This is a genomic window from Fulvivirga sediminis (assembly GCF_016757215.1).
Classification (GTDB): Bacteria; Bacteroidota; Bacteroidia; order Cytophagales; family Cyclobacteriaceae; genus Fulvivirga; species Fulvivirga sediminis.
In genome coordinates this window covers 47,506-68,435 of sequence record NZ_JAESIY010000014.1, presented here as the reverse complement: position 1 = coordinate 68,435, position 20,930 = coordinate 47,506, and the positions used below count along the sequence as shown (strand labels likewise).

Genomic DNA, 20,930 nt, shown 5'->3' with positions numbered 1-20,930 from the left:
AGCACTGTTGCTTTAAGTTGCAAGGATACAAAGGAGGGCTCTTAAATGCAACTATATTGCATATGAATCAATGTTGCGATTAAGGTGAATTAATTGCCAGGGTGATTATTTGGGAGTTGTAATAATAGGAAATTGAAAAAAGAAGAATGGCGTATCATTTGGCTATTAATTGAGCTGGCCAAGAGTCATTTATCTGCTTCTGTAAAGTAGGGAGGGGCAATGGATGATTTGTTATTATCTACTTACCGATAATAAAAGCGATGAAAATTTTGTTGTATTAGGCCTTTATAATTCCTTTTCTGTAGAGGTCTAAAGCATCCTTCAATACGGTAGTGATTATTTTTTCAGGAATGTCTTCAGTAGATTTTACTCTTAGTATTTTCATCCTTGAGCGATTGCCTTGTTCCAATACTGCGTGTTTTAAGGATTTTCCTTCAACCATAAGTATATATGGCTCTTTGGTTTTTTTATCTGTCCATAAATAGCAAAATGCCTTTTTCTTATAGCAGAAGCAGGGCATCCCGTATTTCATGGTTTCAAATATGTTATTATCCTGTTTTAAAATGATGTCTCTTAGAGCCATAAGGCAGCTCTTATTCGGCTCTTCCTGACTTAGGTAGAAGTTTTGAATTATTTCTTGAAGCATGGTTTAGGTGCTAATTAGGTTTTGATATTTATAGACTTTCGTTTACCTATAAGTAACCCATTAACACCAATAATTTGTAAAGTGTTTTATGTGAAGTTATTGGTTATCAGTGTAGTATGTTTTTTTAGTATTGGTCAGCTTAAAATGAGAAAAGATTGCGATGAGCTTCCGTGAAATTTAAAAGGATAAATCCCACTGTACCCTAAAGCGTAGTTCATCAGCCGTTTGGTAATCGCTTGTTTGTATATCAAACTGAGATACTTCCATCGATAATTTATTTCTATGCCCTTTAAAAAACCAATTCATGGCTAAAGATGCCTCTTCAAGAGTGGTGTTTAAACCGGTGTTGGGTCTGTAATTAGAATATCTTACTGCAATTTCTAATGGTTCTGGCCACCACTTGATTGATTGGTGAGCCAGATAACCTGCCTGTAGGTAAAAGCCTTTTAAGGTCGTAGTGCTGTTTTTTTGTTTATCTATAATTTCTTTTTTATGTAGCTCTGATTGCCAGCTGAATCCACTATATACAAAAGCGGTTTCCAGGTTCATCTGGTTAATTCTGTACTGACCAGGCTCACCATTTTCAAAACCCTGTAAATAACCACCCCCTGAAGAAGAAAATCGCGTAAAAGAACTTCTATTAGTCACAGCTGATAAGGCAATAATGGCCTCAGGTGTTTTATGCAGAGAAAGATCACTGCTCTTAAATCCTAAATTTTCTCCTGTAACATTCCATTGCAAGCGGCCAAAGTACATGAGGTTTTTATCGTCATTTTCTTGAGTTCCTCTACCTGTTCCTGTAAATACACCGGCCCAGTAGTTAAAATCTGCTATGCTGGCTCCATCAAGCCTGCCGTATATCTCTACTCCCTGTTGCCGATCTACAGTAAAGGCTCTGTTTAATATTGACCGGTCTACCATTTGCTGAGATCCACTGCTAATTCGTCTTTCTCTAGTAAACTCTACCTTCCATTGGCCTATCTTTACATTAAACCATTTCCATCTTTCTACCATTATCCTGAAGTCTAGCAAGTTAGATCTGCCTAGCTCATATTCCCAGTAATATTTTAGCCAAGGCTGATACGCATGACCGCCTACCTTAAGTCTTGCTCGGTTGATTTTGAATGCAGGAGTATTATCATATCCAAAGTCATTAAAAGTAACAGGGTCACTGTCATTAGGTGTGGCAAAACGAAATTGCAATCGGCCTTGTATCCGAAGCAAATAGGCATTGTTATTAGATCTTAATTCAAATCCTTTAGATCCATAATTAATATGCCATGGCGGCTTGTTTTCAGTAGAGTCATTGTGAATACCCTGAGCCTGCAAAATATCGAAAGATAGGACTGATAAAAATAATACCAGTGATGGAATAAAACCCCTCATAAAATCTACACTAACCATTAAATCTGCAAAAATATAAATATTAGCGTTACTTAACATTAAATAAATATATAAGTAATAATTACTTAATGTGAATGACTGTTTTAACAATGGGGGTAAATTAGTAGTCTCACATAGAATTATAGTTTTCTGTAGAATAAAAGATCTTTACATTTTTGTAGGTGTAACAAATCGATAGATATAGAGTCTCCTTCTAAAAGAGAATAGTTGGCCTTATGAAACAAACAATTAAACTGTTTATGTTGATGGTATTGATAATGCCATTTGTTAAGTGTAGTAACGAAGCCTCACGACTTAAAAACGCTATAAAATATCATCCAGGAGATCCTTTTGAGAGGACAATGGTGGCAAATCAATTTTTCGAAATAGACACAGAAAAAGATAATGTTGTTGAGGGAGATGGAGGAACGCTTGTGGTTGTACCTAAAGGAAGTTTTATGAATTCCGATGGAGAAACTGTTCAGGGAATGATTCAAATAGAATTGGCAGAGGCTTTATCTATGTATCAGATGTTACAATCAAACCTTACCACCACATCTAATGGTAAGCTCTTAGAGTCCGGAGGAATGCTTTACCTTAATGCTTCTTTAAATGGAGAATCACTTATTATAAATGAAAAAAATCCGCTCTACATTCAAGTGCCAACAAATAAAAGAAAGCCAGAAATGATGGTTTATCAGGGTCAGAGAGATGAATATGGCAATATGGATTGGAAGGCTCCTAAGAAAATGGATAACTTTCTGATACCTGTAGACATTAATTCGCTCAATTTTTATCCTGAAGGTTTTGAGGCTGAAGTAACGGCTGGTATGCCTTTTAGAAATTATTCTGTAGCTACTCCTGAATTGATAGATAGTCTCTATTACAGTTTATCAGTATCAAATGGAAGAGAGCTTACCCGAGGGCTGGAGATAACAGATGAAAATGAGGAGTATTATAGAAATAAAGAGGATGAGCTTTTTGATTATGCGGATACTGATACGATTTCTTCATTTTCATGTAGTATAGACCCTGCAATTATTAGGGTTATCAAATCAGAGAAATATCAGAATACGCTGATTTCTACACGAGAGTTTGAAGAAAGGCTTCAATTAATTTTTAGAACATGTAGAAATGATATTATAGAAGATTACATTCAAGGGCTTGACAAAGATCTTTGGGTTTTAGATAGCATGGCGGCAGAAAAAGAGGAAAATATAGAGCTTCGTAAAGCTTTTATAGCATATTCAAAACAGAAGTTGACGAATGTGAAAGGAGCTGAAAAGTATTCGCAATTGCTGAAATCCTATTATAGCGAACATTTAGCAAAGGTTAAGGCGGAGTTGCGTAAAGCTCGGGAAGAGGTAGTCGAAATTCTGAATGCAAAGAATGAAGCGGCTCAGAAGGTAGAGAAGGAATATAAGCAATTGCTGCGGCAGAGAGAAAAATATCGAATGGAAACTTATGGCTTTGAATTGACAGAAATGGGGTGGATAAATATAGATAGGGGAGTAATAGCAAAGCAATGGGGATATCAAGGCTTAGAGGTTCAAGTGCAAAATGTAGAAAAATATGACATGCTTCATTCTTATGTGGTTTATACTTCCATTAAAAGTCTATATCGTCTAAATACTAAAGGTGGAGGTCTATTTTATGTGGGCAATGATGGACAAAGAGAGATGCTTATGCCTAAAGGTAAAACGGCTGTCATTATTTCTATTGGGTATCAGGGAGATGATGTTTTTATAGCTTTTGAGGAATTTAAAACAGGTATTAAATCTGAAATCTCAATGAGTTTAAAATCTTCATCAGAAGAAGAGATTAAGGATATTATTAATAGCTATGCTAATTATGATGAGGAAAATAATATTGAAAATGATCTAGAGTATATGGTTCTATTTCAAAAGGAGAAAAATAGGCAAAGGACATTGAAATTAGAAAGTGATTTTATTTATAGGCTTTGTTTGGTATGCAACCCAAAATTATAAAGCATTAAAATGTAAGCACTGATAATTTCTGCTTGCTATAGAGGTAGCTAAATGGATGTTGCATTAAAAATGTTTAGAATACGGTTTGATCAACCCCTTTACACTATGCCGCCAGGGTGAAGAGTGTGCCAGTGGTCAAATGCCTTTTGCGGGCCGGTGCTGATGTGGACTCTGTTTCTGAAAATGGAGAAACACCTTTAAGGTTGACTTTTCAAAATCACCCTTTTAGCTTAGAAGCTGTTAGCTTACTATTAAAGCATGGGGCCGATATAGATCATTCATATAATGGAGGTGCTACTATTTATGATTTAGCAAAGTCGGTGTGTCATGAGCAGAGCGATTTGGCTATTGTTGATTTAATGGAAAACCGCAGAAATGTTTATGTAAAATGAGTATAAGTAAGCTACTAAGTACAAAAGATTATAAAAAAATAAAGCCCCTGATAATCAGAGGCTTTTTAAAATTACTTGAGGCGCTGAGCGGATTCGAACCGCTGTACAAGGTTTTGCAGACCTCTGCCTAGCCACTCGGCCACAGCGCCTTATTGTTTTAGGAGTGCAAATCTATAAATAAACACATATCCATACAACCTTAGGTCGAAATATTTATTCATTCTTTATGTAATACATCGTAACCTATTGAAAAAGAGCGGTTAATAAAATTAATTTGGATTTTAAATCACGCTTGCTGCAAGTGAATGCGCACTAAGTAAAATGCTTTTGTAGTATTTCAAATTATTAAATCTGATTTATAGAATCTTTTTCTTATTGAAATAATTAATAGAAGTGTATTACTTATTTTAAAACCTTTTTTTACTTTGAGGAGTATAATAATTAGCAACGAACTAACTTTTGCTATGCTTAAAATTGGAATAGCAGCCGATCACGGCGGCTTTGAACTGAAGAAACTGATTACCTCTAACCTAGATATCACCAACAAATATACAATTCAAGATTTTGGGGCAGATGCTTTGGATAATAATGATGATTATCCTGACAGAATATTGCCTTTAGCTGAGGCTGTTTCAGCAGGAACAGTAGATAAAGGAATAGCCATTTGTGGTAGTGGTGTTGGAGCCTCTATCATTGCTAACAAGCTACCCGGTGTAAGGGCGGCCCTAATCACGGAAACATATTCTGCCCATCAGGGCGTGGAGCATGACGATATGAATGTACTTTGTCTAGGTGGTAGAGTTATTGGCTCTGCTTTAGTAATGGAGATTATCAACGCCTTTTTAGGTGCCAGTTACATTGGCGAAGGAAGGTTCGAGAGAAGATTACAAAAATTAATTCAAACAGAAGAAAAATACTTAAAGAAATGAGTAATACAGGTTACGACTTCGGGATGGTAGGTCTTGGAGTAATGGGAAGAAACTTATTATTAAATATAGCTGATAGTGGTTACAGTGTAATAGGTCTTGATAAAGATACAGAAAAGGTAGCTTCATTGACGGAAGAAGCCGATAAGGATCATGTAAAGGCTACCACCTCAGCAGAAGAATTTATTTCTTCATTAAAATCACCTAGAAAAATTATGATGTTGGTGCCTGCTGGTGCGCCAGTAGATTCTGTTATCGCTGAGCTAACTCCTTTTTTGTCAAAAGGAGATTTGCTTATGGATGGAGGTAACTCATACTTTCCTGATACGAATAGGAGATATGATGCACTTACAGAGAAGGGCATTCATTACATGGGCGTAGGTATTTCTGGAGGTGAAGAAGGAGCTCGTAGAGGACCAAGTATTATGCCTGGTGGCAGTGCCGCTTCTTATGATTTTATTAAGCCCATTTTAGAAGCAGCAGCAGCTAAAGTTAACGGAGAACCATGCGTGACTTTTATAGGTCATCGAAGCGCTGGAAACTACGTAAAAATGGTTCACAATGGTATAGAGTATGCCTTAATGCAGTTGATTTCTGAGGCTTACCATTTGCTGAAATCTGGCGCAGGGCTTTCTGATGAGGAGCTGAAAAATGTTTTCACAGAATGGAATAAAGGAGAGCTTAACTCTTTCCTAATAGAGATTACTTCTGAGATTTTTGCCAAGAAAGATGAGGATGGAGAAACATTGATTCTTAACAAGATACTTGATAGAGCAAGATCAAAAGGAACAGGAAAGTGGACTTCTCAAAATGCTATGGACTTACAGGTACCCGCGCCTACCATAGATCTAGCAGTGGTGGCCAGAGATATTTCAGCCATAAAAGAAGAAAGAGAAGCTGCCGGAGAAATATTCCCTGCTAAAGAATATAAGCTTGATGCAAGTAAAGAAGAAGTGATAGGTAAGGTGGAAAATGCACTGAAGTTTGCATTTATAACAGCCTATGCTCAGGGTTTTGCTATGATTAAAAAGGCTAGTGATGAATACAACTACGAGGTGAAGATAGCTGAAGTGGCTAAAATATGGAGGGGAGGATGTATTATTCGTGCAGCCATGTTAGAAGATTTTCGTAAGGCTTTTGAAGCTGATGCTTCTCTTAAAAATATAATGGTTAATGATGACCTTGCTAAAAAGTTAAATGCTTACCAAAGTGATATTAGAGATTGTGTGAAAATGGGAGTAGACGCAAGCATACCTATGTCTGCTACTATGGCATCGCTTTCATATTTTGATTTGTATAGAAGCGGATGGCTGCCTCTTAACCTTATTCAAGCTCAGAGAGATTTCTTTGGTGCTCATACTTATGAGAGAATAGGTGAAGAGGGTGTATTTCATACCATCTGGAAATAAATTTTGATATTAACATTATATAAATATTCTTCATTGTGAACATGATTGAATCCACAAAAAAACCTGGCTCTACAGTGTTAGTGATTTTCGGTGCGTCTGGAGATTTGAGCCAAAGGAAACTAGTGCCTGCATTATATAACTTGATGCTTGACTCTTGGTTGCCTGATAATTTTGCTATGATTGGTGTTAGTCACCATGATAGGACTACAGATGATCTTAGAGAGATTCTGAAGGATGGAGTGAGTAAGTATTCAAGAAGAGATTTTAGAGGCAATGGAGACTGGGAGAGGCTTTCTTCCAGTATTACCTATTATAAGGCTGACTTTACTAATCCTGAATCTTATAAAGGACTAGCAGAAGAGTTAGATGCCTATGACGAAAAATGGGGTACTAAGGCCAATAGAATATTCTATCTTTCGGTATCTCCTCAGTTTATAGAGCCCATTGCTCAAAATATTAATACTTCAGGAATAGCTAATAGCATTGAAAATAGCCGAATAGTAGTAGAAAAGCCTTTCGGACGTGACTACGATTCTGCAGAGCATTTAAATAAGAAGTTGCGTGAGCACTTTAAAGAAAGTCAGATTTACAGAATAGATCACTATTTAGGTAAAGAGACGGTTCAAAATATTATGGCTTTCCGTTTTGCGAACACCATATTTGAACCTCTTTGGAACCGGAATTACATTGATAGTGTGCAGATAACGGTAGCTGAAACCGTAGGGGTAGAGCATAGAGGTAACTACTATGATAAATCTGGTGCTCTTAGAGATATGATCCAGAATCACCTGCTTCAGTTGCTTTGTATGGTAGCTATGGAACCCCCAATTACGTATGAGGCGGATGAAATCCAAAACAGAAAAGTAGATGTGCTGCATTCTGTAAGACCTTTCTCTACTGATGAAAAAGTGCAGGAAGATACCGTAAGAGGTCAGTACTTTGAAGGTGTGGTAGAGGGAGAAACAATAGAAGGTTATCGTGATGCCAAAGGAACAGCAGAGGAGTCTAATACTGAGACCTATGCGGCCATGAAAGTATACCTTGATAACTGGAGATGGAAAGATGTGCCTTTCTACCTGAGAACGGGTAAAAGCATGCCTGAAAAGAATACTTCTATCACTATCCAGTTTAAGCCTGTATCACACAAGCTTTTCCCTAGTGAGGCTACAACTAATTTGCCTAACTTGCTTACTATAAATATACAACCTTCTATGGGTGTTAAATTATGTATGCAGGCTAAGAAGCCAGGATTAAAGATGTCTTTGAACAAGGTAGGAATGACTTTCGACTATGACGATGCTTTTACCGAAGCGACACCAGAGGCTTATGAGACGCTGTTGCTAGATGTGATGCAGGGAGACTCTACTCTCTTCATGCGAGCTGATCAGGTGGAGGCAGCTTGGAAAATAGTGATGCCTATTTTGAACTATTGGGAAAATAACAAAGAAAAAGAATTCCCTAATTATGCAGCAGGATCTTGGGGCCCTCAAAAGGCTGATGATCTATTAGAAAGAGATGGACGCTCGTGGCTCAATGTCTAAAAGAAGTGATTTTATGATTAAAGTATATAATTCTCAACAAGAGGCCAGCGAAGCAATGGCTGAAGAATTTAAAAATATTGCTAATCAATCGATAAAGGAAAGAGGTCGGTTTAATGTGTCATTAACCGGGGGTAGCTCACCCAAGGTGCTTTATAAGCTTCTTGCAGAGAAGCCGCTCGTAGATCAGATTCCATGGGATAAAACATTTGTTTTCTGGGGTGATGAAAGGTGTGTGCCGTTTGATCATGAGGACAATAATGCAAAAATGGCCTTTGATTTATTGTTAGATAAAGTGCCCTTGCCTAAAGATAATACCTTTAGGATGGATGGGAGAAGTAATCCTTCTGAAGGAGCTCAGGAGTATGAACGTATTTTGAAGCAGCATTTTAAAAATGAAGACCCTGCTTTTGATCTAATTCTGTTAGGAATGGGAGGAGATGGACATACAGCTTCAATTTTCCCTGGCACAGAGGTAATTAATGAAAAAGATAAGTGGGTAGATACAGGGTATAATGCAGAGCTAAAATCCGATCGCATAACCTTAACGGCCCCCTTTATTAATAAGGCCAGAAATATTTTCTTTGGAGCATTTGGAGAAGGTAAAGCTGAAACCTTAAAGTCGGTAATTGAGGGAGATTATAGACCTTCAGAGTATCCTTCGCAGCTTATCAACACTGAGCAAGGGAACTTGGTCTGGTACTTGGATGAGCCTGCAGCGAAGCAGATAAAACATTAAGCAAAAGGGCTGTCTAAAAATTTAGACAGCCTTTTTTATTGCACTAAGATCACGCCTTGATTTGATTTTTTTAAGTTATTAGCTCTTCTTAAAGCAAATTTTCTACCCTTCCAGTAAATCAGCTATTGGCATTAAAATAAAGTTTTTATACTGTCAAGACGTACCACTGATATTAAAAATTAATAAAAAGATAAAAATGTAGCTGATGACGTTTACCTCGGAAAGATTTAGTATATTAATATTAAAATAAGGTGTTAGTGAAATAATAACACAAGCTATGTAATCTGAGGTGATTAAATGGGTGAATATACTACCTGCATATAGAATTATCCTTTGATATAAGTAGGCTGAAGTAATGTTATGACAGGTTCCAACTGCCTTTAATCTACTGCTAACCTAATTGCAATAATCTATTTGCTGATTTTTCTTTGCCTCCTATTGTGTATGTGCCTAAATATGGTATTACATCAATAAACTACAAGGCGTTTTCAGCATTGCCTTTCATCAGCACCTATTTTTGATTTTTGACATGTTTAACGGGTAAGAGATAGAAAGAAATGAATGTACGATGTCATCTAGGCAAAATAGACCTTATTCTAAATGATTTGTTGACGGTTACCAGCTCTGAATTCCTATATGTGTGCAATTATGTTAAAATTCATATTTCTATGCTTGGAGGAGAAGAGAAACATAATTGCTTGATTTTTCGAATAGCGGAAGAGCTACAATATTTGGATTTATTAACCCAGAAGGTAGAGCATATAAGGCAGATTCACTCTAGAATAGACCTGGAAAGCCCTGTTCTAATTGATGAACACTGTGCTGGTAAAGACTGGTCCGTATTTGGTCTCAGTAAATTACAGGTGGAAGTGGCCGTAATGAGTTTGATTCAAAAATTGAAGAGCATTAATCGTATGCTAGAGAAAATAAACCCTTCTTTTACCATTCGCCAGGAGTTTATAGAATTAGTAACTATGTACAGCAAGAACCTGACGGAAAATTTAGACATTATTTGTGATCACTGTCATAAGTACCAATTTTTAAATATACAAGAGGAAAGAGATATGCTATATAAGTTATATTCAACTGTGTCTGAGAGATTAGTTCTGGATATGTATCTTGACAATAGTGCCGTTACCACAGAGGAGATTGTAGCTTCTTTGAAGAATGGAATAGATAAGGCTTCTACTCCGGATTTTTTTTAGCATTATGAAGCCACAAGTGCAGGTTTTTGAAGAGGATGAAAGTCTTATCGTTAAAATACAAGGAGAACTTACATTAAGATTTGGAGATGATATAAGGAGAATATTAGCAGAATTGCCCATTTATCAAAAAAATGTGGAGCTTGTATTGGAGCGGCCGGAAGGGTTGGATTTGTGCGCAATACAAATGATATGGGCTTTTAAAAAGTCTTGTCAGTCTTCTAATATTAATTTTCATATGGAGGCTAATTTGGAAGATACCGAACGGCAACTAATTGAGAATACTGGTTTTTCTTCTCTATTCATTTAAAGAATAAACTATAGATACATTCATGAGTAAAACAGTTTTGATTGTAGATGATTCCGAAAGCATCAGAGATCTGGTAGAAATGACACTTGAAAATGCTGGTTACACAGTGATTAAAAGTTTTGACGGGGAAGATGCGACCTATAAACTGAATACCAGTAGGCCGGTAGATTTAATAATTACTGATTTAAATATGCCGAATTTAGATGGTATTGACTTTATTAAAAATGTGAGAGCGAATGAAAAATATAGCACCGTACCCATACTTTTGTTAACCACAGAATCTCAGGCTATAAAGAAGGAAAAAGCTAAAGAAGTGGGGGCTACCGGCTGGATTGTGAAACCATTTGTTCGAGAAAAACTGATAGCTATAGTGAAAAAAGTAATACGCTAAGCTATGGATAAGTTTCAAAAAACATTTCTGCAAGAGGCTGAAGAGCTTATGGATGATCTCGAGCAAGCTTTGTTGCGTTTAGAAGATGATTTTGAAGATAAACAATGCATTAGCGAGATATTTCGGGCTATGCATTCGCTTAAAGGGGGCGGCAGTATGTTTGGTTTTGATACAATCAGTTCTATTACCCACCATTTAGAAACTATTTATGATCAGATAAGAAATAACGAGCTGAAGGCCAATAGAAATATTCTTGATGTGACTTTTGAAGCTGTAGATCATTTGAAGCATTCCCTTATGGATCAGCAGCTGTCTGAAGATTATAATAGGAAAAAGCATCAGGAGGTAATGCTGAAAATAGAAGCCTTAAGAAGTGAGGTTGATAATGGGCAAGAAGAATTAGATAGCTCGGAATCCACCCTTACCATGGCTACTTATTATGTACTTGTTTCTCCAAAAGAAAGCATTTTCGCTAATGGAACTAACCCTTTATACTTAATTGATGATCTGTCTGCCTTGGGGAAATGCTTGGTATTGCCGTCTTTGACCTCGCTACCTGTTTTAAAGGAGGTAGAGCCAGATAAATGCTATACTCAGTTCGAAGTGCTAATATCAACAGAGCTGCCTAAAGAAGAGATTAAAGATGTCTTTATTTTTGCCGAAGATCAATGCGATTTGCAAGTAGAAATGATCTGTGGTGGAGATTTGCTTGACTTTGAGCCATTGATAAGTGCTTTAGAGTCAAAAAGGCTTGATGAAGATATACTGGGATATGACGCTGTAAAAAATATTGTTCAATTGCATTTGAACGAAAGTTCGAAATCTATAAAGAAAAGTAAAAAAGATATAGCTAAAACAGAGAGCAGCATTAGGGTGTCCTCTGATAAGCTTGATGAACTTATGAATCTGGTCAGTGAGTTGGTTACTACGCAGGCGCAGATTTCTTTGATAGCAGAGCAAAAAGGCATAGAGGAGCTCACTGAGCTAGGTGAAAATATGGAGAAGATTACGCGTAGACTTCGGGATAACGCTTTTTCAATCTGCCTGGTGCCTATTCAGGTACTTGTTACCCGCTTTCAGAGATTGGTTCGAGATCTTAGCAATGATCTGGGAAAAGAAGTGCAATTCATTACTTCTGGTACTGAAACGGAACTTGATAAATCAATAATCGAAAATATAAGTGATCCTATTCTTCATATTATAAGAAATAGTATAGACCATGGTATTGAGACAAGTGAAGAAAGGGTAAAGAAAGGTAAGTCACCTGTAGGGAAATTAGAGTTAAGTGCTTTTTATTCTGGCACTTATGTATATGTGCAGTTAAGAGATGACGGCCAAGGTATTAATCCAGAAAGTGTTAAGAAAAAGGCTATACAAAATGGCCTCATAATTTCAGGAGATCAGCTCACAGAAAAAGAGGCTTTAGAGCTTGTTTTTATGCCTGGCTTTTCTACAGCCGAAGAGATTACAGATGTTTCTGGTAGAGGTGTGGGTATGGATGTTGTGAAGAGAAAAATAGAAGCTTTGAAAGGAGATGTAACTATTGCATCTAAAATCAATGAAGGCACTTCTATTACTATCAAACTCCCACTTACTCTTTCTATTATAGACGGTATGTTGGTCGAGATTGCTGAGACAAAATATATCATCCCATTAGATTTTGTGGATAAATGTTATGAAATATATACTTCCAAATTAGACGGAGAAGATAGCCAAAAGTATGTTTTTGAAGGGAGTATGCTGCCGGTATTAAATACGAGGGCATGTTTTGGGTTCCAAGCTTTTTCAGGAGACATTACTCAGGTCATTAAGCTTACTTATGAAGAATTTCCGGTGTGTATTACCGTAGATCATATTATTGGTCAGTACCAGGCCGCTATGAAGCCGCTGGGAGAGCATTATGAAAGCCAGGATGAATTTAGCGGAGCTACCATTCTGGGAGATGGAAGCGTTGCATTAGTATTGGATGTGATGAGATTTGTTCGCCAGCATCTCATGGTAAAAGAATTAAAATTAGAACATTAGGGGCTTATGAAATTATCGAATGAAGAATTAATTAATGAGTTAAGGGATAGGCTGTTGAAGGCTTCGTCGTCTGATGATGAACAGAAAATGTTTCAGGAGGTGAAGAGGTTGGGAGAGCAGTTAAAACAGTCAGAACGGTTGAAGTCTAATTTCTTGTCAAACATTCGAAATGAGATTACTAACCCGCTTTCAGCTGTTCTTGGTATATCTGACTTTCTGATGCAGGCAGACGAGGTGGATATGAAGAAGTTAAAAAGGAATGCTTATTTGATTCATAATGAGGCTTTTAATCTTGAATTCCAGATGCGTAATATTTTTATGGCTGCGGAGCTAGAAGCAGGTATGATAGAGCCTGAGTATGGTAAGGTAAATGTTATTTCTACCATAAAAGATGTGATCGCTTCTTTTGAATATAAAGCAAAAGAAAAGAATCTAAAAGTAGTAGAAGTCCACTCTGATGATCCGATAGCATTTACCACTGATGTAGCCATGTTTCACCTTATGGTTGCTAATATTTATTCTAACGCCATTGAATATAGCCTGCCGGATCAGCAAATAGAAATATCCGCAGAGCTTAGGGATAATCACTTATTGGTCTATATCAAAGATATGGGTATAGGCATAAGTGAAAATGATCAAAAAAAGATTTTTGAAAGGTTTTATCAGTTAGATTATGGTACTACAAAACAGCATCGAGGGCAAGGCTTGGGGCTATCAGTAACACATGCTATTATAGAATTACTTAGCGGTACGGTAGAGATACAGAGTTCCAAGGGAAAAGGAAGTGTCTTTACAGTTACATTACCATCAGTTAAAAACGATGAGGAGATAGATACACAAGTGGAAGGATGGAATGAGTTTTTATTTGGTAATGACGAAGTGTTCTGATGACTACCCAGCAGCCTGAAAAATATTTTTTACTGTCTTCAGCGATCTATGCAGAGCGTAAACCGACCATAGTGCAGACGGTGCTGGGATCTTGTGTTGCCGTGTGTCTGTTTGATAAAGTCAAAGATTTTGGTGGTATAAATCATTATATGATGCCCGTTTGGAAAGGGGAAGGGCTGGCCTCTCCTAAATATGGCAACATTGCTATTGAAAAGCTTTTAAAAAGGATGTTGAATTTAGGAGCTAAAAAGGAAAATCTTATAGCTAAGATTTTTGGTGGTGCATCGCAGTATGGAGAAAATACTAACTTTTCAATAGCAAAGAATAATATACAGGTAGCTAAAGATGTGTTGCAGGAACACAAAATTCCTATTATTGCTTCTAATGTTGGAGGCGAAAAGGGAAGAAGGATTCTTTTTAATACCAATACAGGTGAAGTTCTTTTAAAATATGTAGTAAAGCATTGAACATTTTTTATGAAGAGTAAGATAAAGGTTTTGATAGTAGATGACTCCGCTGTAATGAGGCAAGCACTTAGCTATGCCCTAAGTAAAGATCCTTCTATAGAAATAATGGGTACAGCTGCAGATCCTTTTATTGCAGCCCAGAAGATAGCACAGGAGATTCCGGATGTGATTACCCTAGATGTAGAGATGCCACGGATGGATGGAATTACTTTTTTACGTAAAATCATGTCTCAACGGCCTATTCCGGTAGTTGTTATTTCCAGTCTTACAGATAGAGGTACAGAAACGGCTATTCAAGCTCTTGAGCTAGGTGCAGTAGATGTTATTAAGAAATCATCATTTAGCCGAGAGGCTATAGAGCAGTCAGAGGGGCAGATTATCGATGTGGTAAAGGGAGCGGCTAAAGCTGTCGTGTTACGAAAAAAGCTAAGTGCCAATCAGCTATCTGCGCCTGTGCCTACAGCAGCAAAGAGTATGGTGCAAACCACTGAAAAGATTATTGCTATTGGAGCTTCTACGGGAGGAACCATCGCTTTATTAGATTTTCTTCAAAGTATGCCTTTAGATTGTGCCGGAATAGTCATAGTGCAACATATGCCGGAGCTTTTTACGAAGTCTTTTGCTAATAGGCTAAATAGCATTTGTAAAATTACTGTAAAAGAAGCCTCTGATAATGATAGTATCTTGAAGGGCCATGCCTTGATAGCTCCTGGTAATAAACATATGCATGTAAAAAGGAGTGGGGCCCGTTATTATGTCAGCATTACCGATGGTGAGCCTGTAAATCGACACAGACCTTCGGTGGATGTTCTCTTTAACTCCACAGCCCAGTACGTAGGAAAAAATGCTATAGGCGTAATCATGACAGGTATGGGGGGAGATGGAGCCAAAGGCCTTCTGGCTATGAAGCAAGCCGGGGCGTATACTATTGCTCAGGATGAAAAAAGCTGCATTGTCTTTGGGATGCCTAAGGAGGCCATTAAATTAAATGCAGTTGAAAAGGTTATGGCTCTTGATAAAATTGCACCTTTTGTTGTTAGTCTTACGGCCAGTTATTAGTTATTCTCATTCTGCCAGCTGATTTAGTTTATTATAAGCGCTGGAACGAACCTTGCAATATAACACCATGAAATAAGTTGACTGCTCTTATGAAGATAGGAGCAATTCAATAATGTGGCTTTAATTTCAGCTTAATTTCAAATTGGTTCTGATTTTTATTGTGGACATTTCATGGTTTGTAAAAGCGGAAAATACCCTTTTATGTGTTGTATGAAGTGATCATTTGATGAAAAAATGAGCCAAATACTTACAAACTAACATTTGTATAGTAATATAATATGGTGTTTGAAAGTAAATATAATTAGGTTTTATAGGGGAATTTCCCCTTGAAATGAATTGCCTTTTGTCTATAACTTTAAACTAAAATTCAGAAAACCCTAATCAAATGAGAAACAAGATTATTAAAACCGTGGGCATAATTCTACCCGTCATGGGAATTCTTTCCATACTTTATACTGATGAAATAAAAGCGGTGGCTGCTGATTATGGCATAGTTAAAACCGAAATCAAACCTGACAATGAAAGGTTAGTGACCAACGATTAACGTAAACTTATATTCTCGAAACTTACTTACTTGGCTTTAAAAAAACACTTCACCTATGCATTTGAATGTATTTGCTTAGCACTTTAGTTTATCATACCTGTGCATTCTACTTTATAGTATTTTTAGTACATCGCTAATTTTAAAACAACCATAGTTATAGATATGCCGACTAATGCGGTTTCATTACATATTAGCGTTATTCGTTTCAATTAATTCAAGAATTGTCTTTTTTTTTGAATAAACATATTTAGAAAAGAAGGTATTTCTTCCTTTTTTCGGCATCTTTATCTACTTTCGAAATCGATTGAATCAAATAAAACTGTTTATGAGTGATTTCCCTTGGATAAAGAGTTACCCTAAAGGTGTGCCAGCTGAGTTAGGCACGGTGGAATATGAATCTCTTTTAGAGATGTTTGAAGATGGCTTCAAAGGATATGCTGATCGAGAAGCTTATGTAAATATGGATGTAACTCTCACCTATAAAGAGGTAGATCAACTGTCAAGAGATTTTGCCGCTTATTTACAAAATAAATTTCACTTACAAAAAGGAGATAGAGTAGCTATACAGATGCCCAATCTTCTGCAATATGCTATAGCTTTAATTGGCGCACTGCGTGCCGGCCTTACAGTAGTAAATACTAACCCATTATATACTCCCAGAGAGATGGAACATCAGTTTAAAGATGCTGATGTGAAGGCTGTGATTATAGTGGCAAATTTTGCCAGTAACTTGGAGAAGGTTTTGAAAGACACACCTATTGAACATGTTATCATTACGGAGATAGGTGACCTATTTGGAGGTCTTAAGGGGTTTGCAGTAAATTTTGTAGTTAAGCATATTAAGAAAATGGTACCCTCGTTCCATATTCCGAAGGCTAAAAAGTTTAAAGATGTGCTGAAGGAAGGTAAAGAGATGAGTTATACCCGCCCTGAGGTAACTGGTGAAGACTTGGCTTTCTTACAGTATACAGGAGGTACTACTGGTGTGTCTAAAGGAGCTCAACTATCGCATGGAAATATAATAGCCCATACAAAACAGATTACTCATTGGTTTTACCCTCTTTTGGAGAAAGACAAGCCAGAGACAATGATCACGGCTATTCCTTTATACCATATTTTTGCCTTGTCTGTTAATGGATTATTCATGTTTAGAGTTGGGGCTAAAAGTGTGCTCATCACAAATCCAAGAGATATGAGTGGGTTCATTAAGGAATTAAAGAAATATAAGTTTACGCTAATGACAGGTGTAAATACGTTGTTTAATGGGCTTTTGAATCAATCGGACTTTCAGAGTGTTGACTTTAGTCATTTAAAAACCAGTATTGGTGGAGGCATGGCGGTACAAGACGCTGTTGCTAAAAAATGGGAGTCTGTTACTAAATCTCCTCTGGTAGAAGGGTATGGCCTCAGTGAGACTTCTCCTGTATTGTCCGTAAACCCTTTGGATGGTAAACATCGTCTGGGTACCATAGGTTTGCCAACACCAGGCACTGAAATGGCTGTTTTTGATGAGGATGGCAATAAATTGGCAGATGGAGAAGTGGGAGAAATATGTGCTCGAGGTCCGCAGATCATGTCTGGATATTGGAATAAAAGTAATGAAGGGGTATTTTTCTCAGGAGGCTGGTTTAGAACAGGTGATATGGGCATGATGGATGAGGAAGGCTTCTTCAAAATTGTAGATCGTAAAAAAGATATGATTAATGTTTCAGGCTTTAATGTGTATCCTAACGAAATAGAAAATATTGTAGCCAATCATCCCAAAGTGGCTGAAGTAGCGGCTGTAGGAGTAGCTGATGAGCGATCAACAGAGGTGGTTAAAATATTTGTAGTGAAAAAAGATAGTTCGCTCACAGAACAAGAATTAAAAGATTTCTGTAAAGAAAATCTCACGGGATATAAGAGACCTAAAAAGATTGAGTTTAAAGATGAATTACCTAAATCTAATGTAGGAAAAATTCTAAGAAGAGAATTAAGAGAAGCTGAAGCTAAACAGACATAATACTGCAATAATATTGAATTAAATATCTCTTAATCAATATACTACATTTTAGTAATATGGATTTTTAGATCTTACTCTAAAGTACTTGAGGCTCTACTTTACTTCATGTAATCTTAATTTTAAGGATAACAGTAAATAAATCTTCAAAATCGGAATAAAAACTTAAAACATTCATAACTGTATTGTTTTTATAGAGCTCCTCTAAATGCGAATGTTTGCATTTGGAGGAGCTCTATTATGAACATATTATTTTTGACCTATCAGGGAGATATTGCAGGGTCTACGAATTCTATTATCTATCTCACGCAGGGCTTGGCACGTAAGGGACACAATATCTATGTAGGCTGCAGAAAAGATTCATTAATATATAATACCCTAAATCAGAGCAAGGTGCATGTAATTGCTATGACCTTTGCTTCTAAGTGGGATGCCGAAAATATGAGGCAAATTAAAGATGCTGTGAGTAAATATAGTATTAGTATTATTAACGCGCAGTCAGGCAAAGATCGCTATACCTCAATTTTGGCGAAATGGAAATATCAGTTGCCAGTAAAAATAGTACATACCCGTAGACAGGTTTCTAAGAGTTTAGGAGGGATACAGAGCCTTTTTTATATGCGAGGGGCTGATAAGATAGTAGCGGTGAGTGAAGGTATAAAAAAGTCATTGTTAGAAAAAGGCATTGCTGAACATAAAATAGAAGTCATATATAACGGAACCCCTCCTGAAAAATATGCCAATATTGACCTTTTGCAGGTGGAGAGATTAAAGGATAAGTTTGGTATTAAGTCTGTAGATTTTGTGATAGGCTGTGTGGCGCGTATTAAAGAGCAAGGGCAGCTTCTACGAGCTCTGGCTGATTTGGACTTTAGGGCAAAAGTTATTTTTGTAGGAATTGAAGAAACTCCAGAGTTTAGAAAATTAATCCAAAAGTTTGATTTAAAACATGATATTTTCTTTGAAGGAATGGTAGGTCAGGATCACATTTTGGCTTATTACAAGATTTTTGATGTGAAAGTGCTTCCCTCAAGAATGGAAGGGTTGTCTCAGGCGTTGTTGGAGGCTATGTACCTTAAAGTGCCTGTAATAGCTACTTCATTGGCCGGTAACTTAGATTTGATCAGAGATAGAGAAAACGGATTACTATTTCAGGATAATAATATAGGAGAACTTTCATCTTCATTAATGGCTGTTTACCATGATACTGAACTGTCAGAACAGCTGAAAGTAGAAGGGTATAAGACAGCACAGGAATTTTCAGTTAACAGAACAGTATTGAATTTTGAAGATCTTTTTAATAATCTATTATATTCTCAGACTGAGACTATTACTTCCGCTCACCTCTCAGCTCCTTGATTTCAAGGAATTAAAAAATTAGTTTTGCCAATTATTAAATTTATAAGGTTTGACTAATTTAGGTAATTCCTCCTGGAGGCAGTACATACAAAGTAATCCTCTGACGGTAATTTTAGCTGTAGGCTTATTCTTAAGGTTGCTGGCTTCATTTTTCTCAGAAGGCTATGCTTTTCATGATGATCACTTTTGTGTTACCCGAGTCGCTCAGCACTGGGCTAGTGGTATACCTCACTGGCTTGAGTCAGATCATCCGCCCAAACATAGCATGTTTTATGCTGGTATTAATGCCGTATTTATATGGTTGATGGAAGGTGTAGGTGTTATGGATCCTATCGTGAAAACTACGGTTTTAAGGATTTTTCATGCCTTTTACTCGCTGCTAACCATATATTTTGCCTATAAGATCACTTTTATGCTATCTAACAGAAAAGCAGCTAACCTGGTGGGGTGGATGCTAGCTTTACTGTGGTTTATGCCTTATTTAAGTGTTAAATTTTTGGCGGAGTTGGTTTGTGTCCCTCCTATGCTTGGTGCCTTTTACCTATTATTAAAACACAGGGATAAACGAAAGACTTTTATATTTTTTGTTGCAGGCGCATTGTTCGGGCTGGCTTTTGTTGTTAGGATGCATACGGTACTATTTGCAGGAGGTATAGGCATTATATTTCTTTTTAGAAAAGAATGGGTAGGTAGCTTAGTTTTTACGCTCGGGTTTCTTATAACCGCATTTATAATAATAGGTATACCTGATATTATATTCTTTGATTATCCTTTTCAGTATGTGGTAGACTATTTTACCTATAATAGTGAGAATGCTTATAACTACATTACTGGCGGTCCTCACAAGTTTTTACTCACTACTTTCGGGTTTTTAGTGCCTCCAGTGAGCGTGTTTATCCTTTGGGGATTTTTAAAGGGAAGGAAGATTGAGCCAATGATGTACGTGGGAATTATTATCTTCTTTTTAGTACATAGTTTATTTCCCAATAAGCAAGAACGCTTTATCCTGCCTATGTATCCTATGCTAATCATTATAGGCATAATTGGTTGGAATGATTTTGTGGCTAAATCAAAATTTTGGCTGAAACATCAGAAATTGCATAGAGGGATGTGGACTTTTTTCTGGGGCATTAATATAACAGCAGCAGTAGCTATGTCTCTTACTTTTACAAAAAGAGACAGGGTGGAGCCTATGTATTATCTATATCATAAAAATGATGTGCGTAGTGTTATTGTAGAAAGTGAGAGGGGGTCTGTAAAGCAAGTCCCGGTGTATTATATGGGGACTGGCTGTGTAGATTATAATGAATTCAGAGATAACTTAGGCGGAATATTGGAAGTTAAAGCCACAAAAAAGTATCTGGAGCCGGATTATAAGATGGTTTTTAGCCTAGGATCAGATAAGACCGTGCAAGAACTCCAAATGGAGATGGATAGTGTGCAGAAAAGTCCCAACTATGTTATTTTTAAAGGAGATCAAAATTTTGAAGATCGTAAAAAGCGTGTAGATGCTTTGTTTCCAGGAAAGAAGCTACAGTTGGAAACAGAAATAAATCCTTCTCACTTTGATCAGTTACTGCATTTCTTCAATCCAAGAATTCATAGAAATGACGTGGCCAGAGTATATAAGGTGGAAGATTAGAAAGCACGAACTATTCTCTTGAT

General features: G+C 36.9%; 18 protein-coding genes, 1 tRNA gene and 1 pseudogene. 17 read left to right on the top strand and 3 right to left on the bottom strand.

Going from position 1 to position 20,930, the window contains the following annotated elements; all coding sequences use genetic code 11:
- Positions 1-277: 277 nt before the first annotated feature.
- Together JL102_RS20845 and JL102_RS20840 are read right to left on the bottom strand one after the other, a co-directional pair.
- Positions 278-646 carry a DUF1801 domain-containing protein gene (locus JL102_RS20845; protein WP_237390686.1) on the bottom strand — a complete coding sequence of 123 codons (369 nt, stop codon included), beginning with the start codon at positions 644-646 and terminating at the stop codon, positions 278-280.
- A 177-nt stretch (positions 647-823) separates the two neighbouring features.
- Positions 824-2,089 carry a porin gene (locus tag JL102_RS20840; RefSeq protein WP_202246404.1) on the bottom strand — a complete coding sequence of 422 codons (1,266 nt, stop codon included), beginning with the start codon at positions 2,087-2,089 and terminating at the stop codon, positions 824-826.
- A gap of 176 nt (positions 2,090-2,265) precedes the next feature.
- Between JL102_RS20840 and JL102_RS20835 the strand changes: the two genes are divergently transcribed.
- Together JL102_RS20835 and JL102_RS20830 are read left to right on the top strand one after the other, a co-directional pair.
- The gene (locus JL102_RS20835; RefSeq protein WP_202246403.1) at positions 2,266-4,017 is read left to right on the top strand and encodes a hypothetical protein; all 1,752 of its coding nucleotides are present in this window, start codon (positions 2,266-2,268) and stop codon (positions 4,015-4,017) included.
- Positions 4,018-4,121: 104 nt separating this feature from the next.
- Positions 4,122-4,409: pseudogene (locus JL102_RS20830) on the top strand (ankyrin repeat domain-containing protein); the annotation flags it as partial.
- Between the two features lie 78 nt (positions 4,410-4,487).
- Here the strand turns inward: JL102_RS20830 and JL102_RS20825 are convergent.
- Positions 4,488-4,558, bottom strand: a tRNA-Cys gene (locus tag JL102_RS20825).
- Positions 4,559-4,834: 276 nt separating this feature from the next.
- Here JL102_RS20825 and JL102_RS20820 point away from each other — a divergent pair.
- The 15 genes from JL102_RS20820 to JL102_RS20750 all read left to right on the top strand — a co-directional run bounded on the left by JL102_RS20820 (position 4,835) and on the right by JL102_RS20750 (position 20,907).
- Entirely contained in the window at positions 4,835-5,338 is a 504-nt protein-coding gene (locus JL102_RS20820; RefSeq protein ID WP_233778231.1) for an RpiB/LacA/LacB family sugar-phosphate isomerase, read from the top strand.
- On the top strand, positions 5,335-6,744 hold the full coding sequence (gndA, locus tag JL102_RS20815; protein WP_202246401.1) for an NADP-dependent phosphogluconate dehydrogenase: 1,410 nt from the start codon (positions 5,335-5,337) through the stop codon (positions 6,742-6,744). Before JL102_RS20820 ends, gndA begins: the two co-directional genes overlap by 4 nt.
- Positions 6,745-6,785: 41 nt before the next feature.
- Positions 6,786-8,285, top strand: a complete 1,500-nt coding sequence (zwf, locus tag JL102_RS20810) for a glucose-6-phosphate dehydrogenase (protein WP_202246400.1) — start codon at positions 6,786-6,788, stop codon at positions 8,283-8,285.
- A gap of 13 nt (positions 8,286-8,298) precedes the next feature.
- Positions 8,299-9,021 carry a 6-phosphogluconolactonase gene (gene pgl, locus JL102_RS20805; RefSeq protein WP_202246399.1) on the top strand — a complete coding sequence of 241 codons (723 nt, stop codon included), beginning with the start codon at positions 8,299-8,301 and terminating at the stop codon, positions 9,019-9,021.
- A 668-nt stretch (positions 9,022-9,689) separates the two neighbouring features.
- Positions 9,690-10,226, top strand: coding sequence for a hypothetical protein (locus tag JL102_RS20800; protein WP_202246398.1), 537 nt, complete (start codon positions 9,690-9,692; stop codon positions 10,224-10,226).
- 4 nt (positions 10,227-10,230) lie between these two features.
- Positions 10,231-10,533 carry an STAS domain-containing protein gene (locus JL102_RS20795; protein ID WP_202246397.1) on the top strand — a complete coding sequence of 101 codons (303 nt, stop codon included), beginning with the start codon at positions 10,231-10,233 and terminating at the stop codon, positions 10,531-10,533.
- 22 nt (positions 10,534-10,555) lie between these two features.
- Complete coding sequence (locus JL102_RS20790; protein ID WP_202246396.1) at positions 10,556-10,924, top strand: response regulator; 369 nt, start codon at positions 10,556-10,558, stop codon at positions 10,922-10,924.
- Between the two features lie 3 nt (positions 10,925-10,927).
- On the top strand, positions 10,928-12,949 hold the full coding sequence (locus JL102_RS20785; RefSeq protein WP_202246395.1) for a chemotaxis protein CheA: 2,022 nt from the start codon (positions 10,928-10,930) through the stop codon (positions 12,947-12,949).
- 6 nt (positions 12,950-12,955) lie between these two features.
- Positions 12,956-13,837 (top strand): sensor histidine kinase, encoded by an 882-nt coding sequence (locus JL102_RS20780; protein WP_202246394.1) that lies wholly within the window; start codon positions 12,956-12,958, stop codon positions 13,835-13,837.
- Positions 13,837-14,304 carry a chemotaxis protein CheD gene (locus JL102_RS20775; protein ID WP_202246393.1) on the top strand — a complete coding sequence of 156 codons (468 nt, stop codon included), beginning with the start codon at positions 13,837-13,839 and terminating at the stop codon, positions 14,302-14,304. The genes JL102_RS20780 and JL102_RS20775 overlap by 1 nt, the downstream gene beginning before the upstream one ends.
- Before the next feature lie 9 nt (positions 14,305-14,313).
- Complete coding sequence (locus JL102_RS20770; RefSeq protein ID WP_202246392.1) at positions 14,314-15,363, top strand: protein-glutamate methylesterase/protein-glutamine glutaminase; 1,050 nt, start codon at positions 14,314-14,316, stop codon at positions 15,361-15,363.
- Positions 15,364-15,748: 385 nt separating this feature from the next.
- The gene (locus tag JL102_RS20765; protein WP_202246391.1) at positions 15,749-15,907 is read left to right on the top strand and encodes a hypothetical protein; all 159 of its coding nucleotides are present in this window, start codon (positions 15,749-15,751) and stop codon (positions 15,905-15,907) included.
- 325 nt (positions 15,908-16,232) lie between these two features.
- A complete protein-coding gene (locus JL102_RS20760) occupies positions 16,233-17,909 on the top strand; it encodes an AMP-binding protein (RefSeq protein ID WP_202246390.1) in 1,677 nt (558 codons plus the stop codon).
- A 237-nt stretch (positions 17,910-18,146) separates the two neighbouring features.
- Positions 18,147-19,265 (top strand): glycosyltransferase family 4 protein, encoded by a 1,119-nt coding sequence (locus JL102_RS20755; RefSeq protein WP_202246389.1) that lies wholly within the window; start codon positions 18,147-18,149, stop codon positions 19,263-19,265.
- A 49-nt stretch (positions 19,266-19,314) separates the two neighbouring features.
- Positions 19,315-20,907: an ArnT family glycosyltransferase gene (locus JL102_RS20750; protein ID WP_202246388.1), complete on the top strand. Its 1,593-nt coding sequence runs from the start codon at positions 19,315-19,317 to the stop codon at positions 20,905-20,907.
- Positions 20,908-20,930: the final 23 nt, after the last annotated feature.

What these genes read in the sequence shown, in the direction of transcription:
- JL102_RS20845 (WP_237390686.1), bottom strand. Translation starts at nt 646, where the DNA reads ATGCTTCAAGAAATAATTCAAAACTTCTACCTAAGTCAGGAAGAGCCG.
- JL102_RS20840 (WP_202246404.1), bottom strand. Translation starts at nt 2,089, where the DNA reads ATGTTAAGTAACGCTAATATTTATATTTTTGCAGATTTAATGGTTAGT.
- JL102_RS20835 (WP_202246403.1), top strand. Translation starts at nt 2,266, where the DNA reads ATGAAACAAACAATTAAACTGTTTATGTTGATGGTATTGATAATGCCA.
- gndA (WP_202246401.1), top strand. Translation starts at nt 5,335, where the DNA reads ATGAGTAATACAGGTTACGACTTCGGGATGGTAGGTCTTGGAGTAATG.
- zwf (WP_202246400.1), top strand. Translation starts at nt 6,786, where the DNA reads ATGATTGAATCCACAAAAAAACCTGGCTCTACAGTGTTAGTGATTTTC.
- pgl (WP_202246399.1), top strand. Translation starts at nt 8,299, where the DNA reads ATGATTAAAGTATATAATTCTCAACAAGAGGCCAGCGAAGCAATGGCT.
- JL102_RS20800 (WP_202246398.1), top strand. Translation starts at nt 9,690, where the DNA reads ATGCTTGGAGGAGAAGAGAAACATAATTGCTTGATTTTTCGAATAGCG.
- JL102_RS20795 (WP_202246397.1), top strand. Translation starts at nt 10,231, where the DNA reads ATGAAGCCACAAGTGCAGGTTTTTGAAGAGGATGAAAGTCTTATCGTT.
- JL102_RS20790 (WP_202246396.1), top strand. Translation starts at nt 10,556, where the DNA reads ATGAGTAAAACAGTTTTGATTGTAGATGATTCCGAAAGCATCAGAGAT.
- JL102_RS20785 (WP_202246395.1), top strand. Translation starts at nt 10,928, where the DNA reads ATGGATAAGTTTCAAAAAACATTTCTGCAAGAGGCTGAAGAGCTTATG.
- JL102_RS20780 (WP_202246394.1), top strand. Translation starts at nt 12,956, where the DNA reads ATGAAATTATCGAATGAAGAATTAATTAATGAGTTAAGGGATAGGCTG.
- JL102_RS20775 (WP_202246393.1), top strand. Translation starts at nt 13,837, where the DNA reads ATGACTACCCAGCAGCCTGAAAAATATTTTTTACTGTCTTCAGCGATC.
- JL102_RS20770 (WP_202246392.1), top strand. Translation starts at nt 14,314, where the DNA reads ATGAAGAGTAAGATAAAGGTTTTGATAGTAGATGACTCCGCTGTAATG.
- JL102_RS20765 (WP_202246391.1), top strand. Translation starts at nt 15,749, where the DNA reads ATGAGAAACAAGATTATTAAAACCGTGGGCATAATTCTACCCGTCATG.
- JL102_RS20760 (WP_202246390.1), top strand. Translation starts at nt 16,233, where the DNA reads ATGAGTGATTTCCCTTGGATAAAGAGTTACCCTAAAGGTGTGCCAGCT.
- JL102_RS20755 (WP_202246389.1), top strand. Translation starts at nt 18,147, where the DNA reads ATGAACATATTATTTTTGACCTATCAGGGAGATATTGCAGGGTCTACG.